Source organism: Streptomyces nitrosporeus, assembly GCF_008704555.1.
GTDB lineage: Bacteria > Actinomycetota > Actinomycetes > Streptomycetales > Streptomycetaceae > Streptomyces > Streptomyces nitrosporeus.
The window spans coordinates 2,043,038-2,065,281 of sequence record NZ_CP023702.1; the positions used below are offsets into that span (position 1 = coordinate 2,043,038).

Genomic DNA, 22,244 nt, shown 5'->3' on the forward strand with positions numbered 1-22,244 from the left:
GGTTCCGGGAGGGGCGGGCCCGCGTCTCTCAGAGCGCGTCGGGGCCGCGTTCGCCGGTCCGTACGCGGACCGCGGTCTCGACCGGGACGCTCCAGACCTTCCCGTCGCCGATCTTGCCCGTCCGCGCGGCCTTGACGACCACGTCGACGAGCTGTTCGGCGTCCTCGTCCTCGACAAGGACCTCGATGCGGATCTTCGGGACGAGGTCGACGGTGTACTCGGCACCCCGGTAGACCTCGGTGTGGCCGCGCTGCCGCCCGTAACCGCTGGCCTCGGTGACCGTGAGGCCCTGGACGCCGAATGCCTGGAGGGCCTCCTTGATCTCGTCCAGCCGGTGAGGCTTCACGACCGCGGTGATGAGCTTCATGCGTCCACCTTCTTGTTCGTCGGTACGGCGGTGCTGCCGGGGGCCGGGGCTGCGGTACGGGGGGCGGTGCCGCCGCCCGCGCCGCTGAAGTCGTACGCCGTCTCGGCGTGCTCGACCTGGTCGATGCCGGCGATCTCGTCGTCCTCGGTGACCCTCATCCCGATCGTCCTGTCGAGGGCGAACGCGAGGACCGCGGAGACGGCCAGAGAGTACGCGAGGACCGCGAGGACACCGACGGCCTGCTTGCCGAGCTGGCCGGGGCCGCCGCCGTAGAAGAGGCCCGCGGCGTCGGACTGCACGCCGCCGGTGGCGAAGAAGCCGACCAGGAGGGAGCCGAGGATTCCGCCGACGAGGTGGACGCCGACGACGTCCAGGGAGTCGTCGTAGCCGAACTTGTACTTCAGGCCGACGGCCATGGCGCACAGGACACCGGAGATGACGCCGATCGCGATGGCGCCGAGCGGGCTGACCGAGCCGCCCGCGGGGGTGATGGCGACGAGGCCGGCGACGGCGCCGGAGGCGGCGCCGAGGGTGGTGAAGGAGCCGTGGCGGATCTTCTCGTAGGCGAGCCAGCCGAGGACCGCGGCACCCGTGGCGACCTGGGTGTTGACGAACATGACCGCGCCGACGCCGTCGTCGTTGCCGAGCCAGGACCCCGCGTTGAAGCCGAACCAGCCGAACCACAGGAGGGCGGCGCCGAGCATGACGAGCGGCAGGCTGTGCGGCCGCATCGGGTCCTTCTTGAAGCCGACCCGCTTGCCGATGACGAGGATCACGCCGAGGGCCGCCGCACCGGCGTTGATGTGGACCGCCGTACCGCCGGCGAAGTCGATGACGCCCATCTCGAAGAGCCAGCCGCCGGAGCCCCAGACCCAGTGCGCGACCGGGAAGTAGACGACGGTGACCCACAGGGCGATGAACAGCGCCCAGGAGGTGAACTTGACGCGGTCGGCGAGGGCGCCGCTGATGAGGGCGGGGGTGAGGATCGCGAACATCAGCTGGAAGACGGCGAAGACGTAGACCGGGATGGTGTAGCCGTCCCAGAGTTCGGTGACGCCGATCCCGCTGAGTCCGGCGAAGTCCGCGCTCCAGCCGACGACCGAGCCCATGTCCGTGCCGAAGGCGAGGCTGAATCCGTACAGGACCCACAGGACCGTGACGATCCCGAGGCTGATGAAGCTCATCATCAGCATGTTCAGAGTGCTCTTGACGCGGACCATGCCTCCGTAGAAGAAGGCCAGACCCGGGGTCATGAGCATCACCAGCGCGGAGCAGATGAGCATGAACCCTGTGTTGGCGGCAGACAGCTCCGGGGCGTCTGCGGCAAGCGTCGTGATGCCTGGGGGCATCGGCGTCTCCTCGTCGTCGGTGCGGCCACGTGCGGGGGTGCGGGACCACGGTGAAAAGGTGCGGGCCGGTCGGGGCTGGGCGGAGGTGCCTGCCGGGCTTCCGGCCGCACAGTCCCTCATGCGCCACGACATTCGCGCAGCGCCGTTTCCGCCAGGGCCGCACGGTGTTTCGCCGCAGTGACGAAGAGTCCCGGCGTGTTACGTCCGAATGAACCGGGAGCGGCGGTGCCGGAGGGGTGCCTACCATGCTGCCTGCGCCGCGTACGACGCCCCGGGCACGGCTCCGGGCGCTCCTGCGGCCACCCGGCGGCATACCCCGGGTACGACGTGAACCGGCCACGGCAGCCGTCCGCTGACCTGGCGATGGGGGAGCCGAGTCGGGTGTACGGGAGGGCTGTCGTGGCCGGTGGCGGGAGGGCCGGTCAGACCGCTTCGGCGGTCTCCGGGAGCTGGGCGGCGAGCATCTCGGTGAGCTCGGCGACCGCGGGGACGTCGCCGAAGTCTCTGGCGGCGGTGTCGACGGTCTTGCGCAGCCGGGTGTTGACGCGTTCGGACCTGACGCTCTTCGCGATGCGCAGGGCGCGGGCGGCCGGGACGATGCACTCCTCGGGCGCGCGCTGGAGGAGGTGCACGGTGGCCATGCCGATGAGGTTGAGGGCGTAGGACCGCTGGTGTTCGTCGTCCTCGCCGAAGAGTTCGACCGCGCGGGCCATCACGGGTTCGGCGAGGGAGGCGTAGGTGGGACTGCGTCCCGCGACATAGGCGAGGTCGCGGTAGGAGTGGGCGTTCTCGCCGTGGAGTTCGGCCTCGGAGAAGAACCGGATCCAGTCGGGCTCGGGGGCGTCGTCGAGCGCCGAGTCGGCGAAGGTGTCCTCGGCCATCCGGACGGCGCGCTTGCACTTGCTGGGCTGGCCCATGTTGGCGTAGGCGCGGGCCTCCATCGCATACAGCATGGCCTGGGTGCGGGTGGTCGCGCAGTCGCGGCTGCCGTACTGGGCGAGGTGGATGAGTTCGAGGGCGTCGTCGGGCCGCCCGAGGTGGATCATCTGGCGGCTCATGCTGGACAGGATGTACGAGCCCAGGGGCTTGTCGCCGGCTTCCTTGGAAGCGTGCAGGGCGAGGACGAAGTACTTCTGGGCGGTGGGCTGGAGGCCCACGTCGTAACTCATCCAGCCCGCCAGCTCGGCCAGTTCGGCGGCGCAGCGGAAGAGCCGCTTGGCGGTCGCCTCGGGGTGCGGTTCCTGGAGCAGGTCGGTGACCTCGTGGAGCTGGCCCACGACGGCCTTGCGGCGCAGCCCGCCGCCGCACTGCGCGTCCCACTGGCGGAACATCGCGGTGGTGGATTCCAGCAGGTCGAGCTCGGGGCGGGAGAGCTTGGAGGGACGGGACGACCCGGTGTCGGGCCCCGGATCCGGCAGCCCGGAGGGGGTGGCGGGCACCAGCCAGCGCTGCATGGGTTCGATGAGGCCGGGTCCGGCGGCCAGGTTCAGTGAGCTGCCGAGGAAACCGCGCCGGGCCAGCATCAGGTCGCTGCGGGAGAACTCGCTGAGCAGCGCGACGGTCTGCGGTCCCGCCCAGGGCAGGTCCACCCCGGCCACCGAGGGCGCCTGGTGGGCGGTGCGCAGACCGAGTCCCTCCACGGGCACGACGGCGCCGAAGCGTTCGGAGAAGAGCTCGGAGAGGATGCGCGGGATGGGCTCCCGGGGCTGTTCCCCGTCGAGCCAGCGCCGCACACGGGAGGTGTCCGTGCTGATGTGGTGGGCACCCATCTGGCGGGCCCGGCGGTTGACCTGACGGGCCAGCTCGCCCTTGGACCAGCCGCTGCGCACGAACCACGAGCCGAGCTTCTCGTTGGGGCGCTTGCCGGCACTCGTCTCGCCTGCGCCACTGCCACTCACTGGAACGCCCCCATCCCGCCGGAATCTCTCGCGCGAACCTCTATCAGAATGCCGTGCGATGGCGCTCTCCGTACGGCGGTTCCCCGCCATCGGACAGGGGACCGGACTGCCCGGGGCATACCCGCCGCCGCACATGCAATTGCAGGCTCGGCACCGACAGTAACGCTCCGATCACCCTTTCGGCGAGGGCGGTTACGGAAACGCCACCATTCGCCACCCCTTCGGATGAACGCGCCGGAGCCGGTACGCGATTCACTTGACAGACAGCGATCAACAGCAGGCGGACCGAGGCGTTCAGGGGCGCGCGGCCCGGCCCCCGCACCCCGGCGCCGCTCCGCGCCCTGCGGACCGCCGGCGACGGCCGCCGGGCACCGGGCCCGCCGCCGGTCGTAACCGCCGGCGAGCCGGACCCGTTGGAGGGGGCATGGGCTTCACGATCGGCGGCATCCGGGAGATGCGCCCCGGAGCGCGCCGCCGCGGCCGGGCGGCCGGGGCGACCGCGGTGGCGGAGTACACGGGGCTGTGGGGCTGGGCGGTCGTCCCGGGCGCGCGGCTCTCGGCGGGCGTCTGTTCCTGCGGCGCCCCGGACTGCGCCGCCCCCGGCGCGCATCCGCTGGACGGCGCGGACGAGATCCCGGCCGGCTCGACCCTCCGGGAGGCCGCGGACGCCTGGTCCCAACACCCGGGTGCCTCGCTGCTGCTGCCGGTGGGCCGCGCGTTCGACGTCCTCGACGTGCCGGAGGTGCCGGGCCGGCGGGCGCTGGTCCGGATGGAGCGGATGGGGCTGCCGGCCGGCCCGGTGGCGGTCGCCCCGGACGGCCGTGTGCAGTTCTTCGTCGCCCCGGGGGCCGCGGCCGAGCTGCCGGGCCTGCTGTACCGGATGGGCTGGGACGACGCGGGCCTGGACCTGCGGGCACCGGGGCCCGGGGCCTTCCTGACGGCCCCGCCCTCGGAGCTCGGCCCGCTGGGCCCGGTCCGCTGGCTGCGCGCGCCGGCTCCGGACACGGCGGCCGCTCCCCCGCAGGCACGGCTGCTGCTGGGCACCCTCGCGTACATATGCCACCGCTGGTGACGGCCGAAGGGCGGTGGTCCCCGAGGGGGTCCACCGCCCTTCGGCGCGGGTGCGCGGGTGCGGGTGCGGGGTCAGTCGCCGATCAGCGCGTCGACGAAGGCGCCCGGCTCGAACGGGGCCAGGTCGTCCGGCCCCTCGCCGAGGCCGATGAGCTTGACCGGTACGCCCAGCTCGCGCTGGACGGCGATGACGATGCCGCCCTTGGCGGTGCCGTCCAGCTTGGTCAGGACGATGCCGGTGATGTCGACGACCTCGGCGAAGACGCGGGCCTGCACCAGGCCGTTCTGGCCGGTGGTGGCGTCGAGGACGAGGAGGATCTCGTCGAGCGGCCCGTGCTTCTCGACGACCCGCTTGACCTTGCCGAGCTCGTCCATGAGGCCGGTCTTGGTGTGGAGCCGGCCGGCGGTGTCGATGAGCACCACGTCGGCACCCTCGGCGATGCCCTCCTTGACCGCGTCGAAGGCGATGGAGGCGGGATCTCCGCCCTCGGGACCGCGGACGGTGCGGGCGCCGACGCGCTCGCCCCAGGTCTGGAGCTGGTCGGCGGCGGCGGCGCGGAAGGTGTCCGCCGCGCCGAGCACGACGCTGCGGCCGTCGGCGACCAGCACCCGGGCCAGCTTGCCGGTGGTGGTCGTCTTCCCGGTGCCGTTGACCCCGACGACCATCACGACGCCGGGCGTCTCGGCGCCGCCCTCCGTCCTGACCTCCCGGTCGAAGTCGGGGCCGAGCAGGGTGACGAGCTCCTCGCGCAGCAGCGCGCGCAGCTCCTCGGGGGTACGGGTGCCGAGGACGCGGACGCGTTCACGCAGCCGCTCCACCAGTTCCTGGGTGGGGGCCACGCCGACGTCGGCCGTCAGGAGCGTGTCCTCGATCTCCTCCCAGGTGTCCTCGTCGAGGTTGTCACGGGACAGGAGCGCGAGCAGCCCCTTGCCCAGGGAGTTCTGCGAGCGGGCGAGCCGGGCGCGCAGGCGTACCAGGCGTCCGGCGGTGGGCTCGGGGACCTCGAGCGCGGGGGTCTCCGGTTCGAGGACGACCGGCTCCTCCTCCACGGGGGTCCCCGCGCCGGGGGGACCGGCCTCCTCGACGGTGCGCCGCGCTTCGTCGCGCGGCGTCTCCGCTTCCTCGCCGGCACGCGGTTCGGCGGGCGGAGTGAGGGTCGGCGTGCTCGGCGGGGGCGGGGGCGGCAGCCGCTTCTTCTTGCGGCTGCCGACCACGAGCCCGCTGATCAGGCCGGCCGCGACCAGGGCGATGACTACAACAAGGATGACGATGTCCATAACCCGTCCAGTATCGGCCACGGCGGCGGCCCGGGAACGGTTCCGGTAGGGCGCGCGGCGCCGACGCCCGAAAGTTATGCACCTTTTGGGGGTAGATGGGCACCCTGAAGGTACGCTGCCACGCGCGGAGAACCGCGGCCCGGAACCCGCCCCCGACACCGGGCGTACCCGCCGGCTCCGCAGCCTCTTCCCCTGGGTGACGGCCGACACGACGGCGCCGCTGGTGGCGGTGGGAGCCGGTCCCGCCGTCTGGGCTTTCGGCAGGTGCCGACCCTCCGTGGCCCCGGTGCTTCCGTCCGGGCCGGCGGGGGCGGTCGCCGGGAGGAACGGCGGCGCCCCGGGCACGGCGCTCTCCCGGGCGGCCTCCGGCCGGCGCGGCACCCTCCTGCCCGGAGCCCTGCTTGCGGGTGGCCCGCCGGGGCCGGGAGACGGTCGGCGCCGTCACCGGCGCCTGCGCGATGCCGGCGGTGCCGGAGCTGCCGCTCGGCGCGCGGACGTCCTCACGACGGTCGCCCTGGCGGTGTCCGTCGCCACCGGTTCCCCCGCCTCGCCGCCGGTTCCCCCCGCCCCCGGGGACCGGGTTCCGCGCCTCGGGGACCGGGTTCCGCGCCCCGCAGGTCCGCTGCGCGGTCCCGGTGTACCTCTTCGGCGGGGCCGGTGTCCTCCTCCTGGTACATCTGGCCGGATCCACACGGTGGGAGGCGGCGCCGGACCGGCCGGGGAGCTCGGTGGCGACGGTGGTCACCGGGGTCGGGACGCCGGCCGTGGGAGACGTCAGCCGGGTCCCCTCGGCGCGCGGCGCCTACCGGTACACGGCCGGTTTCCCCCGCCCGCCGTGACGGCCCGGACCTCGGCGGCGGCCACGGGTCCGCTGTTCGCCCCCGCCCGCCGGCCGGGCGGACCGTTCACGGGCTCCCGGGCCGGACGCCACGGCCGGGCCGTCTCGGCGCCCGTCGCGGCCGGGCCGCACGCGCCGCTGCCGCGCCCGGCCGCTCAGCCGCCCGGCGAGCGGCCGGGTTCCGGCCGTGTCCGCCGCGCAGAGCGACGCCCCGGCCGGCATCGGGCCGGACCGGGGCAGCGCCGGTGTACGAGGAGCGGGGCAGCGGGGATCAGCCCATCTCCTCCAGCGCCTTGCCCTTGGTCTCCTTCACGAACTTGAGCACGAAGGGGATCGAGAGCACGGCGAAGCAGGTGTAGATGATGTACGTGGCGGAGAGGTTCCAGTCGGCCAGGCTCGGGAAGCTGGCCGTGATGGCCCAGTTGGCGATCCACTGCGCGGACGCGGCGACGCCGAGGGCGGCGGCCCGGATGCGGTTGGGGAACATCTCGCCGAGGAAGACCCAGACGACGACGCCCCAGGACAGGGCGAAGAAGAGCACGAAGACGTGGGCGGCGATCAGCGCCACGGTTCCCTGGGCCGTCGGCAGCTTCCCGTCGACCAGGTCGGCGGAGAACGCCCAGGCCTCGAAGGCGAGGGCCACGGCCATACCCGTCGATCCGATCAGGGCGAGCGGCCTGCGGCCGATCCGGTCCACCATGACCATCGCGATCACGGTACCGATGATGTTGATGATCGACGTGGTGAACGAGTAGAAGAACGAGTCGGTCGGGTCGATGCCCACGGACTGCCAGAGGGTGGCCGAGTAGTAGAACGCCACGTTGATGCCGACCAGCTGCTGGAAGACCGACAGGCCGATACCGATCCAGACGATCGGCAGGAAGCCGAAGCGGCTGCCCAGCAGGTCGCTGAACTTCGACTTGTGCTCACGGCGCATGGCCGTCTCGATCTCGTCCACCCGGGCGTCGAGGTCGACGCCCTTGCCCTCGACCTCTTCGAGGATCCTGCGCGCCTTCTCCTTCTTGCCCACGGAGATCAGGAAGCGCGGCGACTCGGGGATCGCGAAGGACAGCAGGCCGTACAGCAGGGCGGGGACGACCATCACGCCGAGCATCCACTGCCAGGCCTCGAGACCGGCGATCTTCCCCCGCTGGTCGCCGTCGGCGATCTGCAGGATGCCGTAGTTGACCAGCTGCGAGATGGCGATGCCGACCACGATGGCCGCCTGCTGGAAGGAGCCGAGCCGGCCGCGGTAGGCGGGGGGCGAGACCTCGGCGATGTAGGCCGGGCCGATGACCGAGGCCATGCCGATCGCGAAGCCGCCGATGATCCGCCACATGGCGAGGTCCCAGAGGGCGAACGGCAGGGCGGAGCCCACGGCGCTGATGGTGAAGAGGGCGGCGGCGATCTGCATGCACCGGATACGGCCGATCCGGTCGGCGATGCGCCCCGCCGTGGCCACGCCGATCGCACAGCCGATCAGGGCGATGGCGATGACCTGGGCCAGTGTCCCGGAACCGATGTCGTACCGGTCCCGGATGGCCTCGACCGCCCCGTTGATCACGGAGCTGTCGTAGCCGAAGAGGAAGCCGCCCATCGCCGCCGCCGCGGTGATGAAGATGACGTGGCCGAGGTGGTCGGGGTGGGCCGTCCGGGCCCCGGACGCCGGTCCGCGCGGTGTGCTGCTCACATGAACTCCTGTTGCCTGGCCGCCATCAGGCGTGGGGGGTGATCCCTCCAGTGGTGCCACAACTCTTCACTTGTCACCACTTGAAGACAAGAACGACCGAACAGAGATTATGCATTCAAGTTATGAAGCCAAGAGTCGGGGCCGGATCGTTGACAGACAGACGGGTACCCGGCATTTCCTGGAGGAAGCGTTGAAGATCCGAAGATCGTGTGAGGGGGCGGATGAGAGGGCGTCCCGACCGCGCCCGGTCCCTCAGCGCAGGCGCTGGCTGATCACCTTGGAGACCCCGTCGCCCTGCATGGACACGCCGTAGAGCGCGTCGGCGACCTCCATCGTCCGCTTCTGGTGCGTGATGACGATCAGCTGGGAGCTCTCCTGGAGCTCCTCCATGATCCGGATCAGCCGCTGGAGGTTGGTGTCGTCGAGCGCCGCCTCGACCTCGTCCATGACGTAGAACGGGCTCGGCCTGGCCTTGAAGATGGAGACCAGCAGGGCAACGGCCGTAAGGGACCGCTCGCCTCCCGACAGCAGGGAGAGCCGCTTGACCTTCTTGCCGGGCGGCCTGGCCTCGACGTCCAGCCCGGTGGTGAGCATGTTGTCCGGGTCGGTGAGGACGAGGCGGCCCTCACCGCCGGGGAAGAGGCGTGAGAAGACGCCCTCGAACTCCCGGGCGGTGTCCCGGAACGCCTCGGTGAAGACCTGTTCGACCCGTTCGTCGACCTCCTTGATCACCTGCATCAGGTCGGCCCGGGTCTTCTTCAGGTCTTCGAGCTGCTCGGAGAGGAACTTGTGCCGTTCCTCCAGGGCGGAGAACTCCTCCAGGGCGAGCGGATTCACCTTCCCGAGTTGCTGGTACGCCCGTTCGGCCGACCTCAGCCGCTTCTCCTGTTCCGCCCTCACGAACGGCTTCGGCCGGTTGCGCGGGTGCTCCGGGTCCTCGGGCAGCGTCTCGCCCTCCGCCGCGGGCGGCGGGGGCACCGGCTGGTCCGGGCCGTATTCGGCGGCCAGCCCGGCCGGCTCCACGCCGAAGTCCTCCAGCGCCTTCGCCTCCAGCTGCTCCACCCGCAGCCGTTTCTCGGCTCCGAGGACCTCACCGCGGTGCACCGAGTCCGTGAGCCGGTCGAGTTCGCTCTTCAGGTCCCGGCCGCGGCCGCGTTCGGCCGTCAGGTCCCGTTCGCGTCCGGCCTTCGCCGCCTCGGCCGCCGTCCGCTCCTCGCCGGCGCGTACGACGGACACCTCGACGTGGGCCAGCAGCTGGCGGGCCCCGGCCGCCACGGCGGCCGCCACCTCGGCCTCGTGGCGCAGCCGTGCCCGGCGCCGCTCGGTCCTGGCCCGCGCCTCACGCTCGGCACGGGCCCCCCGTTCGAGGGCGTCGGCCCGTCCCGCCAGCCCTCTGACCCGCTCCTCGTGGGTACGGACCTGGAGGCGGGCCTCCATCTCGGTCTGGCGCGCGTTGGCCCCGTCGGCGGAGAGCCGGTCCCGGACGGAGGTGTCGGGCTCCTCCTCCACGGGGGTCTCCTGGGCCGCGAGCAGTCGTCCGGCGAACTCCTCGGCCTCCTCGACGGCGCGTTCCAGCGCCTCCTGGGCACGTGCGGCGGACGCCGTCGTACGCTCGGCCTCCCCGGCGGCTCCCCGGGCCTGGCCGGCGAGCCGGCCGAGCTGCTGGGCCACGGAGGTCCTCTCCCGCTCGGCGGCCCCGCGCCGCTCCCCCAGCTCCTGCGCGAGGGCCGCGCCCGCCGCACGCCGTTCGGCGGCGTGCCGCTGCTCCGCGGCCAGCTGCTCGCACCGTACGGCCAGCTCGGCCAGTTCCGCGGCGGCCTCGTCGACCGATGCCCGCACCTCCAGCAGGCTGGGGGCCCCGGCCGAGCCGCCGTGTGCGTAGTGGGCCGCGAGTACGTCTCCCCCGGCGGTCACGGCGGTCAGACCGGGGTGCGCGGCGACCAGTTCCTCGGCGTCCTCCAGCGTGGGGACGACGACCATGCCCCGGACCAGCCGCCGCACGGATCCCATCAGTCCGGCGGGCCCGCGCACCAGTGCGGCCACCTCGGGGGCCTCCTGCCCCCGGACGGACACGGGTGCGGCACCCCGCGCGGGCGCCTGCCCGCCGTCCTCGCCCGCCTCTAGGCCCTCGCCGCCCGGCAGGAGGGTCGCGCGCCCCGCGTCCTGTTTCCGCAGCAGCCGGAGCGCCTCCGCCGCGGCGGCCGGGTCCCGCACCGCGACCGCGTCGGCCGCCGCCCCCAGCGCCGCCGCCACCGCGACCTCGTGTCCCGGTGCCACGGTGAGCAGTCCGGCGGCAGGACCGAGCACTCCCGCCAACCGGTCCCGCGCACCGAGCAGCGCCCCGGTACCGTCCTTGCGGCGCAGCCCGAGTGAGAGTGCCTCGTGGCGGGCGGCGAGTGCGGCGCGCCGCCGTTCCGCCTCGGTGAGCGCCTCCTGGGCCTCTGTGAACGCCGCCTCGGACACCGCGAGCTGCCGTTTGGCCGCCTCGTGCCGGCCGGCCAGCTCGGCGTCCTCGGCTTCGAGCCCGTCGACCTCCGCCTTCAACCGCTCGTACTCCTCCTGCGCCGCGGCCGCCCGTTGCCGGGCCTCGTCGCGGGAGGCGGCCAGCCGGTCGATCTCGGCCTGGGCCGAACCCGCCCTGCTCCGGGCCGCGTTGGCCTGCCCGGCCAGCCGGGCCAGCCCCTCGCGCCGGTCGGCGATGGCGCGGGCGGCGTCCCTGAGCCTCCGTTCCTCGGCGGCCAGCTCGCGTTCCAGGGCGGCGCGGTGCTCGGTGGTGTCCTCCAGGGCGTGCGCCGCGGCTTCCAGCGCGGCTTCCAGCTCCGCCTCCTGCTCGCGGATCCGGGCGGCCTCCCGCTCCATGTCCTCCGGGTCCCGTCCGCGGCGCTCCTCCTCGGGGGCGGCGGTGGCGCTCTTCACCCGGGCGTCGGCGAGCGAGACGGTGCCGCGGACGCGTTCGGCGAGCTGCGACAGTTCGTGCCAGGTCTGCTGGGCCCGCTGGAGCCGTGGTGCCAGCCGCCGCACCTCGTCCTCCAGCTCCGCCTCCCGGGCGAGCGCCGCCTTCAGGTCGGCCTCCGCCTTCTCCCGGCGCTGTCTGAGGGCCGCCTCGTCGGCGATCTCGTCGCGCAGTGCCTCCCGGAGGCGCACCAGGTCGTCGGCGAGGAGCCGCAGCCGGGCGTCGCGCAGATCGGCCTGGATGACGGCCGCCCGGCGGGCGACGGCGGCCTGCCTGCCCAGGGGCTTGAGCTGGCGCCGCAGTTCGTCGGTCAGGTCCTGGACACGGGCGAGGTTGGCGCCCATCGCCTCCAGCTTCCGCAGCGCCTTCTCCTTGCGCTTGCGGTGCTTGAGCACGCCGGCCGCCTCCTCGATGAACGCCCGGCGGCCCGTGGGATCGGCGTGGAGGACGGAGTCGAGCCGGCCCTGGCCGACGATGACGTGCATCTCCCGTCCGATCCCGGAGTCGGAGAGCAGTTCCTGGATGTCCAGGAGCCGGCAGGTGTCGCCGTTGATCTGGTATTCGCTGCCGCCGTTGCGGAACATGATCCGGGTGATGGTGACTTCGGCGTACTCGATGGGCAGGGCGCCGTCGGAGTTGTCGATGGTCAGCGACACCTCCGCGCGGCCGAGCGGTGGCCTTCCCGTCGTCCCGGCGAAGATCACGTCTTCCATCTTGCCGCCGCGCAGCGATTTCGCCCCCTGTTCCCCCATGACCCAGGAGAGGGCGTCCACCACATTCGATTTCCCGGACCCGTTGGGCCCTACGACGCAGGTGATCCCCGGTTCGAACCGGAGTGTCGTGGCGGAGGCGAACGACTTGAACCCACGCAGGGTCAGGGCCTTGAGGTGCACGCCGCCGGACTCTACCTTTCACTCGCGGTTTCACCGCTGAAGGCGCAGGGCACATCAGACGGTAAGCGAACCGCGGCACGGCGGGAGCGGGCCGGGGGGAAGGCGGGCGAAGAAAAAAGGGACGCCGAAGCGTCCCTTGTCACTGGTGCGCAGGCCTGCGCGCGGACCGCGGGTGACCGGATCACGGGGGCTCCCCGGTCAACGGTTTCCCGAAGACCGGGACGACGATCCGAGCGAAGGCGGATCCGCGGATCCCTGGTGCCGGCGGACGGCCGATGCCTCGGTCCCGGCCGGCCCCGGACGGGACGGGTCAGGTCAGCGCGGGCTCTGCCTGGGGGATGTCGATGCTGTCGAGCAGCGAGTCCTGGTGCTGAGCGGCGGCGTTCAGCGCGTCGTTCTCGTCCTGGATCCGTACGAGCTCGGATTCCAGGTCCTGGACGCGCTGCTGGAGCCGTCGCATCTCGGCGAGGAGTCGCGGGTCGGAACCGCCGACGTAACCGAGAAGCGCCTTTGCCATGATGGATGGTCCTCCACAATGAGTGACCGACCGATGCGGTGCGGGTCGTCGAGGGAATCGCACCCGCGGTGCTCGGAAGTGCTCTGTTTTCACTGCGGTTCTGCTGCCAACCAGCACTGCCGAACAGCTCAGGTGCGCGGGGTTTTCAGAGTCTCACCAAAAAGTTTGACGGTCAACACGATCACACCCCGTGGAGCCGGGCGTCCCGGGGGCACGCCGTCCGGCGGACGCCGGACGGGGCTCTCCTGCGGGGCCCGGAGGGTGCGGAGATCTTCGTCGATGCCGCAGCCTCGCACGAGTTCCCCTTCTTGGCAAGAAGCGGGTCGCACCGTCTGCTTCCGCAGGTCATTTCGGGTGTCGCCCTCCCGGGCCGCCCCCGGTGACGGTCCGGGGCGATACGGATACGCGAGGATTTCCCGGGCATCGCAAAGGCCGGGTCAGCGGATCGCGAATCCCTCGTAACCGCCGCGCGGCGTGTCCCAGATCTCAGTCACGCCGTCCACGCGGCCGGGCGTGTCGTCGGAGCCGAGCCAGTCCAGCAGACGGTGGCAATTCTCACGCGGCCCCTCGGCCACCACCTGCACCCGGCCGTCGTCGAGATTGAGGGCGAAGCCGGTGAGGCCGCCGATCTCCAAAGCGTTTGCCCTGGTGAACCAGCGAAAGCCTACTTGCTGTACTCGGCCGCGTACCCAGACCACGAGACGTGCGTCTTCGTTCATATCCGAACGCTAACCGCCTGATTATTTCAGGGTCACGGCACCCCCACCCCGCATGGCGTACAGTCCGGGACGCACAGCCCTCACTCGAACGGGTGAGTACGACAGCAAACACGGTGACGTCTCCCAGACGCCCGGAGCACGAGGAAGGCACAGCGCATGGGACGCCATCGACGCGAGGGCGCCGCTCCCGCCGCTGAGCGGAACGCGGCCGGTGCGGCAGACGGTTCCCAGGGGACCCGCGGGAAGAAGCGGACCGGGTTCCCGCTGCGTGCCGGGCTCCTCGGGGTCTCCGCGGCCGTGGCCGTCGGAGCGGTCGCCGTGGCGGCGGGGGTGCTGCCCGGTGGCGACACCCGCAGCGCCGGCGGTGACACGGTCGCCGACTCCTACCGCGACGGTGGCGCCCCGGACCTGCTGGGCCAGGGCGGGGCCTCCGAGACCCCCGCGGACCGCGCCTCCGCGTCGGTCGGGGCCGACCGGGGCAGTGGCCGGGAGACAGCACCCGCCCGCTCCCCCTCGACGGACGCGAAGCCGTCCGGCCCCGCCTCGGAGCGGAGCGCGAAGCCGTCCGCCACACCGTCGCAGGGGACCGCGAAGCCGTCCGCCACGCCGTCGCAGGAGCAGCGGCGGACGTCCGCGCCCGCCACCACGAAGGCGGCGCCCGGGAAGAAGGAGACCGCGAAGGCTCCGGCCGCGAAGGTCCCGAACGCCCCGAAGACGTCCTCCCCCGCCTCCAGCGCACCCGCTTCCTCCGGCGCGGCCACGGCCCGGGCCGCCGTACTCTCCCTCGTCAACCAGGAACGCGCGAAGGCCGGCTGCACCCCGGTCACCGCGGACACCTCGCTGAACACCCTGGCCCAGGACTTCAGCGAGGACATGGCCGCCCGGGACTTCTTCGGTCACACCGACCCCGACGGCGCGACCCCGTGGGACCGTGCCGCAGCCGCCGGTGTGCCGGGGCTCGGCGGCGAGAACATCGCCCGGGGCCAGGCCGACGCGCAGGCCGTGATGGACGCCTGGATGGCCAGCGAGGGCCACCGCGCGAACATACTCAACTGCGCCTACACGACGCTCGGCGTCGGCGTGCACTTCGGCTCCGGCGGCCCCTGGTGGACGCAGGACTTCGGCGTCTGAGCCGACCCCGCCCGCGCCGGCTCAGACCGTGCGGGGCGGGCGCTGGCAGCGCGGGCAGAAGTAACTGGAGCGGTTCATCCACGGGCGGCGCCGCATCGGTGTCCCGCAGCGGTGGCAGGGCTCGTCCTCGCGCCCGTACGCGTCCAGCGACCGGTCGAAGTAGCCGGACTCCCCGTTCACGTTGACGTACAGGCTGTCGAAACTGGTGCCGCCCTGGGCGAGCGCCTCGCTCATCACGTCCCGGACGTGGCCGAGCAGTTCGGTGGTCCGGGGCCGGGTGAGGGACGCCGTGGGCCGCTCGTAGTGCAGCCGGCTGCGCCAGAGCGCCTCGTCCGCGTAGATGTTGCCGACCCCGCTGATCAGGGACTGGTCGAGCAGGGCGCGCTTGAGCGTCGTACGCCGCAGGCGCAGCGCCGTGTGGAACGCCGCGTCGTCGAAGGCGGGGTCGAGCGGGTCGCGGGCGATGTGCGCGATGACGTCGGGCAGCCCGTCCGGCGCGGTTTCGTGGAGCGACAGCCCGCCGAAGGTCCGCTGGTCCACGAAGCGCAGTTCGGTGCCGAGCCCGTCGGCGAAGCGGACCCTGATCCGCAGGTGCTTCTCGTCGGGCGCGCCGGACGGCCGGACCAGCAGCTGACCGCTCATCCCGAGATGGCCCAGCAGCGAGGAGGACCCCTCGTCCAGCGGGATCCACAGGTACTTGCCGCGCCGCATCGCCGTGCCGAAGCCCGTGCCCCTCAGCCGGGCCGCGAAGTCCTCGCCGCCCGCGAGGTGGCGCCGGACCGCGCGCGGGTGCAGGACCTCGACGTCCTCGGCGGTGCGTCCGGAGACCCAGCGCGCGAGACCTCTCCGTACGACTTCGACCTCGGGCAGTTCGGGCACGGTGGCGCTCCTTCGGAGGGCGGGACGGGCGGATCGGGGACACGGGGCGGGCGGGGACGGCGAAAGCCCCCCGGTGCACCAGGGCACCGGGGGGCTTTCGAGGGGTCAGGCCGGAGCGGCGTCCGTGTGCGGCGGGTCGGCAGGGGTGTCGGCGGCCCCTCCGTCGGCTGCGGCCTTCGCCGCCGCCTCCCGCGCTTCCGCGGCGGCGCTGATCTCGCGCCAGGCGGACTCCGCCGCCTGCTGCTCCGCTTCCTTCTTGCTACGGCCGGTGCCGGTGCCGTACGAGACACCACCGACGCGAGCAGCAGCAGTGAAGGTCTTCTCGTGGTCCGGGCCGGTCTCCGTGACGAGGTACTCGGGCACGCCGAGGCTCTCGCTCGCGGTGAGCTCCTGGAGACTGGTCTTCCAGTCCAGGCCGGCACCGAGGTTGGAGGACCTGTCGATCAGCGGGTCGAAAAGCCGGTGCACCAGCTCCGAGGCCGCGTCCAGGCCCTGGTCGAGATAGACGGCGCCGATCACCGCTTCAAGGGTGTCGGCGAGGATGGAAGCCTTGTCCCGGCCACCCGTGCCCTCTTCACCGCGGCCGAGCCGGATGAAGGAGCCGAGTTCGAGCCCGCGGCCCACTTCGGCGAGCGCACGCGAGTTGACCACCGCGGCCCGGAGCTTGGCCAGCTGGCCCTCCGGGAGATCCGGGTGGGTGCGGTACAGCGTGTCCGTGACCACCAGGCCGAGCACGGAGTCCCCGAGGAACTCCAGACGCTCGTTGGTGGGCAGACCGCCGTGCTCGTACGCGTACGAACGGTGGGTCAGCGCACGCACCAGAAGGGCGGACTCGAGGTGATACCCGAGCCGCCCTTCCAGAAGCGTGTGGGACGAGGCTGAGTTGATGTTGTCTGCCTGCTTCTTGGCGTGGGACAACTCAGACATCGGGCCTCTCACCAGCCGCTCAGACCTCGAGGACCTGGCGCTTGTTGTAGGTGCCGCAGCTCGGGCACGCGATGTGCTGCAGCTTCGGCTCCTGGCAACGCTCGCACGAAACCAGGGTGGGGACCGCAGCCTTCCACTGCGACCGGCGGTGGCGCGTGTTGCTGCGCGACATCTTCCGCTTCGGAACAGCCACGGCTACTTCTCCTGCTTCTCGTCGACGCCCGGTTCGGCGCCGCCCATGTTGTCCTTCTCGCCGTCCTGAACGGTCTCGGCGAGTCCTTGCAGTGCCGCCCAACGGATGTCGACGGCATCGTGGTGATGGTCCGGATTCTCGTCCAGCCTGACTCCGCACTCGGAGCACAGGCCGGCACAGGTCTCCTTGCACACCGGCTGCAACGGCAGTGCGAGCACCACCGCGTCACGCAGCACAGGCTCGAGGTCGAACGAGTCGTCCTCGAGGAAGTACCTGTCCTCGTCGTCCTCGGCGTCGTCGACCGGGTCCGCGGTACGCCCGCGGTTCCGGTCATCGGCGTCAGGGTACGAGAACATTTCCTGGAAGTCCGCTGCGACCTCGATCGTCAGCGGCTCCAGACACCTTACGCACTCCCCTTCGGCCGTCGCACGGGCGGTGCCTGTGACGAGCACCCCTTCCATGACGGATTCGAGGCGGAGCTCCAGCTCCATGGGCGCCTTCTCCGGCACACCGACGACTCCGTCGATGCCGAGGTCCTTCGGCGCCTCCACCGTGCGGGAGAACCGCTTCATGGCACCGGGACGCCGGCCCAGCTCGCGTGTGTCGAACACGAGAGGGCTGCGGTGGTCGAGGTGGCCGTTCAGGGCTTCTCCTGCTTTCGGGATCATGTGCGTGTGCGGCTTCGGGAGGCCCGCTCCGTCCCCTGAAGGGGAAGCGGGCAGCCGGGATCGCGGATATACGCGCGACCGAAGAGCCAGGATACTGGACGTACCGCCCAGCCCCCAAACCGCTCCCCCGCCGCCCGGTTTTCCGGGGCGTCCGGCTCAGCCGCCCTGCTCGTACCGGCGCAGCTGGTCCAGGTCGATCATGCTCGTGTCGAAGAGGCTGGTCTCGTCCAGTGCGCCGTCGCCCTGCCGGGCGGGCGCCTGGGCCTGCTGGGGCCAGCCGTAGCCCTGCTGCTGGTCCGGGTCGTACGCCTGCTGCTGGTAGGCGTACGCGTCGGGCTGCTGCTGGTAGCCGTAGCCCTCCGGCGGGAGCGGCTGGTCCTGGTAGGCGTACGTCTGCGCGTACTGCGGTTCCTGCTGGGCCTGGCCGGGGAAACCGGAGGGCGCGGGGTCCCCGTATCCGGCCGCCGGCGCGAAGTCCTGCGGGGTGGGGTCCGCGTAGGAGGGGGCCTGCGGGGCCGGGTCCCCGTAGGCGGGGTCCCGGGGGGCGGGCTGCGGGGCGGCGAGCTCGGCCAGGCCCGCCCAGTGGTCCTCGTCGCTGGTGTGCACCGGGCCGCCGGCCGCGTCCTGTGCCGCCATGTGCGCGCCGAGCTCGTCGGTGGCGACCCGGCCGTGCAGCTTCTGCCTGCCGCGCCCGACGGCCTCCAGCGTCTTGGCGAGGACGGCCTCGAAGGCGCCGAACTTGGCGTCCACGTACGCGTCGGCACGCTGCCTGAGGGTCTCGGGGTCGGCGCTGCGCTCGGGCGCCTCGGTGTAGTCGGGGTCCTCGTAGCCCTGCCCGTCGAGGCCCGGACCGCGGCCCAGGAGCTTCTCGCGGCCCCGGTCGACGGAGCCGAGGGTCTTGGTGAGGACGACCTCGAAGTTGGCCAGCTTGCTGTCGACGTACTCGTCGGCCTCGGCGCGGACCTCGTCGGCCTCCCTGCGGGCCTCGGTCAGGAGGCGGTCGGCCTCCGCCTGGGAACGCATGACCACCTCGGTCCCGGCGATCAGCGTGCCGCGTTCGGCGCGGGCGGACTCGATGATCCGCTCGGCCTCCCGGCGGGCCTCCTCGACGACCTGCTCACGCCCGCCGAGGACCTCCTCGGCGTGTGCGAGCGAGCCCGGCAGCGCCTCGCGCACCTCCTGGAGCATCGCGAGCAGCTCGGCGCGGTTGACCACGCAGGACGCCGACATGGGCATGGAGCGGGCGCTCTTGACCGTATCGACGATCCCGTCGAGCTTCTTCTGTACGTCCACCGTGTGCTCGCCACTCTCTGCCGCTGTTGGAGACGGACGGGACGACTGTACGGCCAGTCGCCGCCGGTCCGACACCTGGTGACGGTACGTCAGCGCCTCAGGGGCGGCGCAGCCGTTCCACCAGGGCCGTGTGGACGGCCGGCGGCAGCAGGTGCGACACGTCGCCACCCCAGGTGGCGACCTCCTTGACCAGCGAGGACGACAGGAAGCTGTACGTCGGGTTGGTGGGCACGAAGAGGGTCTCGACACCGGTGAGGCCGATGTTCATCTGGGCCATCTGCAGCTCGTAGTCGAAGTCGCTGACGGCCCGCAGGCCCTTCACGATGGCCGGGATGTCGCGCTGCCTGCAGAAGTCGACCAGCAGGCCGTGGAACGCCTCGACCTCGACGTTGCCGAGGTCGGCGGTCACCTCGCGGATCAGCTCGATCCGCTCGTCGACCGTGAACAGCCCCTTCTTGGACTGGTTGATCATCACCGCGACGTGCACGACGTCGTAGAGTTTCGCGGCCCGGCCGATGATGTCGAGATGTCCGTTGGTGATGGGGTCGAACGACCCGGGACAGACGGCGCGTCGCAACGTGGTTCCCTCGCTCTCCGGTGCGGTCATCGTGCGTCTTCGCACGTGGAAGCGGCGCGACCGTACCAAAACGTCGCCTCGCCGTAGCGGCGGGAACGCAGCGGCTCGAACCCTTCGGGCCAGCCGAATTCCCCGCCTCTGGTGCTGCGTTCCACGGTGACGAGGGCATCGTCCGTGAGCCACCCCTGAGCACGGAGTGTGATCAGTATCTCCCGGAGGCCGTCGTCGGTGACGGCGTACGGCGGGTCGAGGAAGACCACGTCGTAGGGCTCGGCGGGCGCCGGACCCGTCACGGTCTGTTCCGCTTTGCCGGTACGCGCCTCGGCGCCCGGGAGGCCGACCGCCCGGATGTTCTCCCGGACGGTGCGGGCGGCCCGGGCGTCGGCCTCGACGAGCAGCACATGGGAGGCGCCCCGGGAGAGCGCTTCGAGGCCGACCGCCCCGGAGCCCGCGTAGAGGTCGGCCACCCGGGTGCCGTCGAGGGTGCCGAGGAGGGCCTCCCAGGTGGAGAAGAGCCCCTCGCGCGCACGGTCGGAGGTGGGGCGGGTGCCCGTACCGGGCGGGACGGCCAGGCGGCGTCCGCCGGCCACGCCGGCGATCACGCGGGTCATGGGTGTCAGGTCCTCGGGTCGCGGGGGCACGCAGGGAGGAGACGCGTGCCGTGATCCCACGATATGGCGTCGGGGCGGACGCGGCCCCGGCCGCCCTCGGGGGCCCGTCCGGCGGGTCCCGGCCCGGACGGCCCGCGCCGCGCCGGGTCACCCCTTGTCGAGGTACTCCTCGCGTTCCTTGTCCAGCAGGGCGTCCAGCGCCGTGCGCAGCTCCGGCAGGCGGTCCAGGGCGGGGTCGGCGGCGACGACCCGGACCGCCTCCTCGCGGGCGGCGGCGATGACCTCCTCGTCGTCGATGACGCTGAGCACCCGCAGGGAGGAGCGGACGCCGGACTGGGCCTGCCCGAGGACGTCGCCCTCACGGCGCTGTTCGAGGTCGATCCGGGAGAGTTCGAAGCCGTCGAGCGTGGCGGCGACGGCGGAGAGCCGGGCCCGGGCGGGGGACGCTTCGTGGGCCTCGCTGACCAGCAGGCAGAGGCCGGGGGCCGAGCCGCGCCCGACCCGGCCGCGCAGCTGGTGCAGCTGCGAGACGCCGAAGCGGTCCGCGTCCATGATCACCATGGCGGTGGCGTTGGGGACGTTCACCCCGACCTCGATGACGGTGGTGGCCACCAGGACGTCGGTCTCCCCGGCGGCGAACCGGCGCATCACGCCGTCCTTGTCGTCGGGCTGCATCCTGCCGTGCAGCACCTCGATCCGCAGCCCGGCCAGCGGGCCGCGGGAGAGCTGGGCGGCGATGTCCGTCACGGCGAGCGGCGGGCGCTTCTCCGCGTCCTCGGGGGCGGCCCGCTCCGTGCCCTTCCTCCCGCCGGCCTCCTCCGGGTCGTCCCCGATGCGGGGGCAGACCACGTAGGCCTGGTGGCCGCTCTCGGCCTCCTCGCGGACGCGTTCCCACGCGCGGTCGAGGAAGTGGGGCTTGTCCTTGGCGGGGACCACATGGCTGGCGATGGGTGAGCGGCCGGCCGGCAGCTGGTCCAGGACGGAGGTCTCCAGGTCGCCGAAGACCGTCATCGCGACCGTACGCGGGATGGGGGTGGCGGTCATGACGAGGAGGTGCGGGGGCTGCTTGCCCTTGGAGCGCAGGGCGTCGCGCTGTTCCACCCCGAAGCGGTGCTGCTCGTCGACGACGACCAGGCCGAGGTCGTGGAACTTGACCTTGTCCTCGATCAGGGCGTGGGTGCCGATGACGATGCCGGCCTCGCCGGTGACCAGGTCGAGCAGGGCCTGGCGGCGGGCCGCGGTGCCCATGGAGCCGGTGAGCAGCACCACTTTGGTGCCCCGGTCCGGCCCTCCGAGCATGCCTCCCTCGGCGAGCTCGCCCATCATCTCGGTGACCGAGCGGTGGTGCTGCTGGGCGAGGACCTCGGTGGGAGCGAGCATGGCGGCCTGGCCGCCGGCGTCCACGACGCGCAGCATGGCGCGCAGGGCGACCAGGGTCTTGCCCGAGCCCACCTCGCCCTGGAGCAGGCGGTGCATGGGGTGTTCGGTGGCCAGGTCGTCGAAGATCTCGGCGGTGACCTTCTGCTGGCCCTCGGTGAGGGTGAAGGGGAGCTTCGCGTCGAAGGCGTCGAGCAGGCCGCCCGCGCGGGGCCCGCGGGCGACGGCGGGGAGCTGGGTGTCGGCGTACCGGCGGCGGGCGAGCGCGACCTGGAGCACGAACGCCTCGTCCCAGCGCAGCCGCTCCCGGGCGGCGGCGACGTCGGCCTTGGTGCGCGGGCGGTGGATCTTCAGCAGCGCCTCGGGCAGCGGGACGAAGCCGCGCCCCTCCCTGAGCGGTGCGGGCAGCGGGTCCACCGCCTCCCCGGCGCTCGGCAGGACGGTGTCCACGGCCTTGGCGATCCGCCAGGAGTCGAGCTGCTTGCAGGCGGGGTAGATCGGCAGCAGCTGCCCAGCGAAGGCGTCGACGGCCTCGGCGGCCCCCTCCTCCTCGTCCGGGTCCCGGGCGTCCAGGAGCTGGTAGGTGGGGTGGGCGAGCTGCAGCTTGCGGTTGAAGACGGAGACCTTGCCGGCGAACATCGCGCGGCGGCCGGGGAGCAGTTCCTTGTGCGGCTTGTGGACGCCGTGGCCGAAGAAGACCAGCTGGAGCCGTCCGCTGCCGTCGGTGAGGGTCACCTCCAGGCGCTTGCCCCGGCCGTTGTTGAACACCATGATCCGCGCGTCGGCGACCTGGGCGACGACCGTGACGTGCTCGTCCAGCGGGAGGTCGGTGAGCGTGGTGAGGCGGCCGCGCTCCTCGTACCGCCGCGGGTAGTGGTGCAGCAGGTCGCCGACCGTGTGCAGGCCGAGGTGCTCGGCCATCACCTTCGCGGTGGCTCCGCCGAGCAGCTTCTTCAGTGGTTCATCGAACGCAGACACGCGTTCCATTGCACACCACGTCACTGACACCCGGGGC

At 72.4% G+C, this 22,244-nt stretch carries 18 protein-coding genes; 2 read left to right on the top strand and 16 right to left on the bottom strand.

The window, feature by feature from the left end:
- Positions 1–28 precede the first annotated feature (28 nt).
- The 3 genes from CP967_RS08775 to nsdA form a co-directional block, all read right to left on the bottom strand.
- Positions 29–367 carry a P-II family nitrogen regulator gene (locus CP967_RS08775; protein ID WP_150487428.1) on the bottom strand — a complete coding sequence of 113 codons (339 nt, stop codon included), beginning with the start codon at positions 365–367 and terminating at the stop codon, positions 29–31.
- Positions 364–1,716, bottom strand: a complete 1,353-nt coding sequence (locus CP967_RS08780; protein ID WP_150487429.1) for an ammonium transporter — start codon at positions 1,714–1,716, stop codon at positions 364–366. The genes CP967_RS08775 and CP967_RS08780 overlap by 4 nt, the downstream gene beginning before the upstream one ends.
- A gap of 422 nt (positions 1,717–2,138) precedes the next feature.
- Positions 2,139–3,614 carry a transcriptional repressor NsdA gene (gene nsdA, locus CP967_RS08785; protein ID WP_150487430.1) on the bottom strand — a complete coding sequence of 492 codons (1,476 nt, stop codon included), beginning with the start codon at positions 3,612–3,614 and terminating at the stop codon, positions 2,139–2,141.
- Positions 3,615–4,038: 424 nt separating this feature from the next.
- Between nsdA and CP967_RS08790 the strand changes: the two genes are divergently transcribed.
- Complete coding sequence (locus CP967_RS08790; RefSeq protein WP_150487431.1) at positions 4,039–4,686, top strand: bifunctional DNA primase/polymerase; 648 nt, start codon at positions 4,039–4,041, stop codon at positions 4,684–4,686.
- 71 nt (positions 4,687–4,757) lie between these two features.
- On the opposite strand, the gene ftsY is transcribed toward CP967_RS08790, so the two are convergent.
- From ftsY to CP967_RS08820, 5 genes are all read right to left on the bottom strand, one after another.
- Complete coding sequence (gene ftsY / locus CP967_RS08795; RefSeq protein ID WP_150487432.1) at positions 4,758–5,963, bottom strand: signal recognition particle-docking protein FtsY; 1,206 nt, start codon at positions 5,961–5,963, stop codon at positions 4,758–4,760.
- Between the two features lie 1,109 nt (positions 5,964–7,072).
- Positions 7,073–8,491: a sugar porter family MFS transporter gene (locus CP967_RS08800; RefSeq protein WP_150487433.1), complete on the bottom strand. Its 1,419-nt coding sequence runs from the start codon at positions 8,489–8,491 to the stop codon at positions 7,073–7,075.
- 252 nt (positions 8,492–8,743) lie between these two features.
- Positions 8,744–12,337, bottom strand: coding sequence for a chromosome segregation protein SMC (gene smc / locus CP967_RS08805; protein ID WP_150487434.1), 3,594 nt, complete (start codon positions 12,335–12,337; stop codon positions 8,744–8,746).
- Between the two features lie 310 nt (positions 12,338–12,647).
- Entirely contained in the window at positions 12,648–12,854 is a 207-nt protein-coding gene (locus CP967_RS08810; RefSeq protein WP_150487435.1) for a hypothetical protein, read from the bottom strand.
- A 437-nt stretch (positions 12,855–13,291) separates the two neighbouring features.
- A complete protein-coding gene (locus CP967_RS08820; protein ID WP_150487436.1) occupies positions 13,292–13,573 on the bottom strand; it encodes an acylphosphatase in 282 nt (93 codons plus the stop codon).
- A 156-nt stretch (positions 13,574–13,729) separates the two neighbouring features.
- Between CP967_RS08820 and CP967_RS08825 the strand changes: the two genes are divergently transcribed.
- The gene (locus CP967_RS08825; protein WP_150487437.1) at positions 13,730–14,704 is read left to right on the top strand and encodes a CAP domain-containing protein; all 975 of its coding nucleotides are present in this window, start codon (positions 13,730–13,732) and stop codon (positions 14,702–14,704) included.
- Positions 14,705–14,725: 21 nt separating this feature from the next.
- Here the strand turns inward: CP967_RS08825 and mutM are convergent, their stop codons facing one another.
- The 8 genes from mutM to recG all read right to left on the bottom strand — a co-directional run bounded on the left by mutM (position 14,726) and on the right by recG (position 22,216).
- Positions 14,726–15,583 carry a bifunctional DNA-formamidopyrimidine glycosylase/DNA-(apurinic or apyrimidinic site) lyase gene (gene mutM / locus CP967_RS08830; protein ID WP_150487438.1) on the bottom strand — a complete coding sequence of 286 codons (858 nt, stop codon included), beginning with the start codon at positions 15,581–15,583 and terminating at the stop codon, positions 14,726–14,728.
- Positions 15,584–15,688: 105 nt separating this feature from the next.
- On the bottom strand, positions 15,689–16,510 hold the full coding sequence (gene rnc, locus CP967_RS08835) for a ribonuclease III (RefSeq protein WP_150487439.1): 822 nt from the start codon (positions 16,508–16,510) through the stop codon (positions 15,689–15,691).
- 19 nt (positions 16,511–16,529) lie between these two features.
- Positions 16,530–16,703, bottom strand: a complete 174-nt coding sequence (rpmF, locus tag CP967_RS08840; RefSeq protein WP_003965982.1) for a 50S ribosomal protein L32 — start codon at positions 16,701–16,703, stop codon at positions 16,530–16,532.
- A 2-nt stretch (positions 16,704–16,705) separates the two neighbouring features.
- The gene (locus CP967_RS08845; RefSeq protein WP_150487440.1) at positions 16,706–17,371 is read right to left on the bottom strand and encodes a YceD family protein; all 666 of its coding nucleotides are present in this window, start codon (positions 17,369–17,371) and stop codon (positions 16,706–16,708) included.
- 156 nt (positions 17,372–17,527) lie between these two features.
- Positions 17,528–18,664 (bottom strand): ATP synthase F0 subunit B, encoded by a 1,137-nt coding sequence (locus CP967_RS08850; RefSeq protein ID WP_150487441.1) that lies wholly within the window; start codon positions 18,662–18,664, stop codon positions 17,528–17,530.
- A 97-nt stretch (positions 18,665–18,761) separates the two neighbouring features.
- Positions 18,762–19,241, bottom strand: a complete 480-nt coding sequence (gene coaD, locus CP967_RS08855) for a pantetheine-phosphate adenylyltransferase (RefSeq protein ID WP_190175000.1) — start codon at positions 19,239–19,241, stop codon at positions 18,762–18,764.
- A 26-nt stretch (positions 19,242–19,267) separates the two neighbouring features.
- Positions 19,268–19,852 carry a 16S rRNA (guanine(966)-N(2))-methyltransferase RsmD gene (gene rsmD, locus CP967_RS08860; RefSeq protein WP_150487443.1) on the bottom strand — a complete coding sequence of 195 codons (585 nt, stop codon included), beginning with the start codon at positions 19,850–19,852 and terminating at the stop codon, positions 19,268–19,270.
- A 147-nt stretch (positions 19,853–19,999) separates the two neighbouring features.
- The gene (recG, locus tag CP967_RS08865) at positions 20,000–22,216 is read right to left on the bottom strand and encodes an ATP-dependent DNA helicase RecG (RefSeq protein ID WP_150487444.1); all 2,217 of its coding nucleotides are present in this window, start codon (positions 22,214–22,216) and stop codon (positions 20,000–20,002) included.
- Positions 22,217–22,244 lie beyond the last annotated feature (28 nt).